Annotated in this window: 4 protein-coding genes; 3 read left to right on the top strand and 1 reads right to left on the bottom strand. The window is 69.4% G+C overall.

What is annotated here, in order from left to right; genetic code table 11:
• From HR086_RS44840 to HR086_RS44830, 3 genes are all read left to right on the top strand, one after another.
• The coding region (locus HR086_RS44840) for a serine hydrolase (RefSeq protein ID WP_174468714.1) at positions 1-601 on the top strand (601 nt) is incomplete at its 5' end.
• A gap of 121 nt (positions 602-722) precedes the next feature.
• The gene (locus HR086_RS44835; RefSeq protein WP_373564444.1) at positions 723-1,850 is read left to right on the top strand and encodes a phage capsid protein; all 1,128 of its coding nucleotides are present in this window, start codon (positions 723-725) and stop codon (positions 1,848-1,850) included.
• Between the two features lie 120 nt (positions 1,851-1,970).
• Positions 1,971-2,867, top strand: a complete 897-nt coding sequence (locus HR086_RS44830; protein ID WP_174463987.1) for a bestrophin family protein — start codon at positions 1,971-1,973, stop codon at positions 2,865-2,867.
• A 10-nt stretch (positions 2,868-2,877) separates the two neighbouring features.
• Here HR086_RS44830 and HR086_RS44825 read toward each other — a convergent pair whose 3' ends face one another.
• Positions 2,878-4,584: a DUF6311 domain-containing protein gene (locus HR086_RS44825; protein WP_254626736.1), complete on the bottom strand. Its 1,707-nt coding sequence runs from the start codon at positions 4,582-4,584 to the stop codon at positions 2,878-2,880.
• Positions 4,585-4,623: the final 39 nt, after the last annotated feature.

The raw sequence follows: 4,623 nt of genomic DNA, 5'->3' as shown, positions 1-4,623 counted from the left end.
ACTCCCCCCTCCACGCCCCGTCTCCGAGTCCCTGCTCGGCATGGGCGTCCTGGGCCACGCGCTCTCCCGACGCGCGGGACTCAACTACGGGCACGCGCTGCGCGACCTGCTCTTCACACCCCTGAAGCTCAGCGACACCTCGGCACGCGTGACGGACGAACTGGCGCCTCGCCTGCTCCCCGGCCACACCGCGCGCGGCCGGCCCGTGCCCGCCTGGACCTTCCCAGCACTGCCGGGTGCGGGTGCGCTCCACTCCACCGTGCCGGACCTGCTGCGCTTCCTCGACGCGAGCCTCAGCCGCGCCGACGAGTCCCTCTCACGCCCCCTGAAGATGTCTCTGCTTCCGCGCACTGAAGGCGGCCCCGTGCGCATGGGACTCGGCTGGTCCATCTCCCAGCTTCGTGGCCACACCGTGGCGTGGTGCTCATCGGTGATGGGCGGGTATGTCGGCTTCATCGGCCTGGCGCCCTCCGTGGACGCGGGCGTCGTCCTGCTCTCGAACCACGGCTGGTCCCTGCTCGCCGCGCTCCGAGGTCGCGTCCCCCTGGAGGCCCCTGGCTTCGCGCTCCTGTCCCGACTCCTCGCGGAGACGACAACTTAGCATTTCAGGAAAATCGGCTTTATGGGCTTGAGCAGATAAAACACGAACGGGCACGCTGGAGCGCATGACACCTGCTCCCGTGCTTCGGACTGGCCGCTGTTCTGATTCGCGTCCCCTGGCTGTGCTCGTTCTGGTGGCGGCGCTCGCCGCGTGTGGACCCGAAGCGCCTCGCGATGAAAACGAGCCGCTGGAGCGAAGAGAGGACGCACTGCCCGCGGGCGGTTGGCGGACGCTGATGGCGAGCGGCGGCGCGCCCATCCGGAACATCACCCGCCGCTCGGATGGACTGCTGATTGGCGGCGCGAGCGCGGGGACGCGCGTCGACGTCTGGACGAGCGGCAACGGTGGTGCGAGCTGGTCGCTCCACGGCTCCGTCGCGAACAACCCCGCGGTGCAGTTCGGCGACGTGACGATGCGAGCCATTCCGGGGACACGCACCATCTTCTGTGCGTTCCGCGAGTACGCCGGCGGCCAGTACCGCATCACCATCACCCGGAGCGACAACGACGGAGACCACTGGGTCTACGACAGCACCGTCATCGGCCCCGTCACCCGCTTCGTCGGAGCGCCCTTCCTCTTCCAGCGCGCGAATGGAGACCTGCAAGTCTATTACGACTCCGAGCCGCTCGCCGCGCAGCGCGGCTATCCGGGCCACCAGTGGATTGCCATGCAGGGACGCGCGGGAATCTCGGGGCCGTGGACCGCGTATGGCGTCGTCGCCGTGGCGTGGGACAAGCGCGCTGGAGCGCTGAACCGCGAGGGCATGCCCACCGTCGTGCAACTCGGAGGAGACCGGTTGATGGTCGTCGTGGAGGGCGTGGAGGCCTTCGCCACCGGTGGCGCGCGCGCCAATGTCATCAACGCCGTGCAGTCGTGGGACGGCGGCAGGACATGGGACGAGTCCCTGCGGCGCACCGTCTATCGCTCCCGTGTCGACCCGGGCTCCGGGCGTCGCTACAACGCCTACGTCCCGTATGCCATCCGCGTGGGCAATGGCCCCGTCGGCGTCGCCTTCTGCACAGACGAGGACAAGGTGGGAGCGCCCGACCTGTCGAGCGCCCCCGTGGACCAGCGCAACTGCCACGTCGGCTACGTCAGCACCACGGTCAACTTCGAGACGTGGTCGGCCCCGAGCCCCGTGTGGACCGCGACGTCCCGCAACTACACGCCGGGTCTCTACGAGCGCGCCCCCAACGACGTCATCGCGGTGATTGACGCGCTCGGCGGAAACCGAGTGCTCCAGCCGTAGTCACGAGGCCCGAGGCCAGCCCTTGCTCATGGAAGAGAGGGCTGGACACACCAGCAGCCCCTGGACGAAAAGGTTGCGGCACGGTTTCAAGCGCCGTGGCAGCCTACGTCCTCGAATCCCATGGTTGAGTACGATCCGCATCGTTGGTGGAGTTACTTCCACTATCTCAAGGGCTCGATGGTCCGCGAAATCGTGGCCCGAGTCATGGTCTGCGTCCTGTGGGCGCTGGGCGTCACCATCTTCCATTCCCATGTCCGCTCGGTGGCGATTCCCCCCACGGTCCACACGCTGGCGGGAATCTCCTTGAGCCTCCTGCTCGTCTTCCGCACGAACTCCTCCTATGACCGCTTCTGGGAGGGGCGGAAGCTGTGGGGTGGCATCGTCAACGAGACGCGCAACCTGGCGCGCGCCGCGGGCGTCTTCCTCCAGTCCGAGCCCGCCCTCTACGCCGCGCTGCTGCGGTGGACGGCCGCCTTCCCCTTCGCGTCCGCGTCGTTCCTGCGCACCAAGGCGGAGCTGGGGCCCCTGGCCCAGGAGCTGCCTCCGGACGAGGTGGCGGAGGTGATGCGCGCGCAGCACGTGCCGTTCGCGGTGGCGCGGAAGATGAGCGCGCTGCTCGACGCCGGCCGGCGCAAGGGCCTCTATTCCGAGTACGTGCAGATGCAACTGGACCAGGACGTCCACCTGCTCGTCGACTACATCGGCGGCTGTGAGCGCATCCGCAAGACGCCCATCCCCTTCGCGTATGTGATGCACCTGCGCCGGGCGCTGCTCGTCTTCTGCTACACGCTGCCCTTCGCGCTGGTGGAGTCCTTCGGTGGGCTGACCGTGCTCGCCACGTTCGTCGTCGCGTACATCTTCTTCGGCATCGAGGAGATCGGCGTCGAAATCGAAGACCCCTTCGGCCACGACGACAACGACCTGCCGCTGGACTCCATCTGCAACACCATCCACGCCAACCTGAACGCGCTCATGCCCGTCGAGCCGCCAGCGCGTCAGGCCCCCCCGGCCGCCTGAGCCGGGGGTTTCAGCGACCGGACACGGAGGACGCGGGCGGCTCGTTGTAGACGCACAGCCACAGCCCGTCCTCCGGCGTGCAGTGCGCGCCCGGAATCTTCTGGAGCCAGCGCACCCTCACGGGGATGACCAGGTAGACCGTCTCGGGGTCCAGCCTGCCCGCGGCGATTTCGGCGTCCATGCCCAGGCAGTACGTCTGCGCCTTGGCGTCGTCGATGCGCGCGACATAGCCGCTGTTGAAGGTGAGGCCCAGCCGGTACGCGCGGTAGGCCCAGCGGTGGAAGTCCATGGGGCCCGCGCGGCAGCCCCGGCCGGAGCCGTCGTGCATCTGCGGCGGATACAGCGCCAGGTGCTTGCGGCCCTTCGCCGCCTCGGTGAGCGCGGGGGACGGGAGCGTGTTCCAACGGCCTCCTCCTTGGGCCCTGCGCCCTTCGCCCAGGTTGAGGTCCAGGCCCTGGATGAGCAGCAGCAGCCCCGCCAGCGTGGGCGCGAGCGACGGGCGCACCAGCCGAGGCAGCGCGAGCGCGGCCCCCACGAGCAGCAGGTAGTGCAGCGGCCAGATGAAGCGCCCCGAGGAGCGGAACGCCTCCACCCACTTGAGCACGGGGCGATAGAGCGCGGACACGTCGGCCACCTGCACGCCCTGGAAGGTGATGCGCCACGAGAGGGCGAAGAAGGCCAGTCCCAGGGCGACGACGGTGAGGGGCACCCAGCGCCGCCACAGCGACAGGATGCGCCGGGGCTCGCGGGCCATGAGCCCGAGCACGATGACGAGCGCGACGAGGCCCCCCATGCCCAGGTAGCCGAAGCCCTCGTTCTGGGTTCCGTTCCTGGGCAGCGGGGGCAGGAAGCGGGACCAGCGAATCTCGCCGTGGCCGATGCTGTTGAACAGCGTGGTCAGGTCCGAGGAGTAGTCACCGAACTCCGTGGCGCTCACGGGGATGCCGGTGCCCAGGTAGCCGAAGGCGAAGAAGAGGCCGAGCACGGACGCGAAGCAGGCCACCGCCGCGAGCGCGGGCCAGGTGAAGGGAAGCTTCCGTTCCAGCGCCGTTCGCGCGCACAGCGACAGCGCGAGCGGCAACGTCATGGCGGCGATGACGGGGTGGACACCCGCGGCGAAGACACAGAGCGACAGGCCCATCCCCAGCGCCTGCTTCGCGTCACGCGCGTCGCGCTGGGGAATCAGGTGGAGCCCCACCAGCAGCACCAGCAGCCAGTGCGCGCACAGGGCCTCGTGCGCGAAGGTCATCCGCGAGAGCAGCACGGGTGACAGCACCAGAAGTCCACCCACGCTCCACTGGTGCTGCGTGGAGGCGCCCATGCGCCGCGCCACCCACGCCGCGGACGCGCCTTGCAGCATGAGGCACAGGCACATCCACGGGCCGATGTACTGGAAGTCCGTGGGCAGCGCGAAGGAGAAGGGCCGCAGCAGCAAGCCCACCCAGGGAATCGAGTCGGTGTACCCGAGCGAGGTCCCCAGCGGATGGAGGTAGTTGGGCGTGGCTCCCAGCGGCAGGCCGAGCGGCGTCTGGCGGAAGAAGAGCCACCCCAACAGGTGCTGACTGAAGTCGTCCCGGATGAGCCAGCCGAGTCGCCAGGGCGCGAGCGCGCCCGGCCCGAAGGTCGCCAGGAACGTGAGCAGCCCGACGAGCGCCGCTCCCAGCGGGCCCGCCTGGGCCTTGCCCCACCGGGTGAGGGCGTCCCACGCGTGATGCAGGCGCTCCCACGGGGGGAGCGGCGCCGACGGTGTCTCGGG

This window comes from Myxococcus sp. CA039A (assembly GCF_013336645.1).
In the GTDB taxonomy this organism is placed as follows: domain Bacteria; phylum Myxococcota; class Myxococcia; order Myxococcales; family Myxococcaceae; genus Myxococcus; species Myxococcus llanfairpwllgwyngyllgogerychwyrndrobwllllantysiliogogogochensis.
This window is presented reverse-complemented; position numbering and strand designations above follow the sequence as displayed.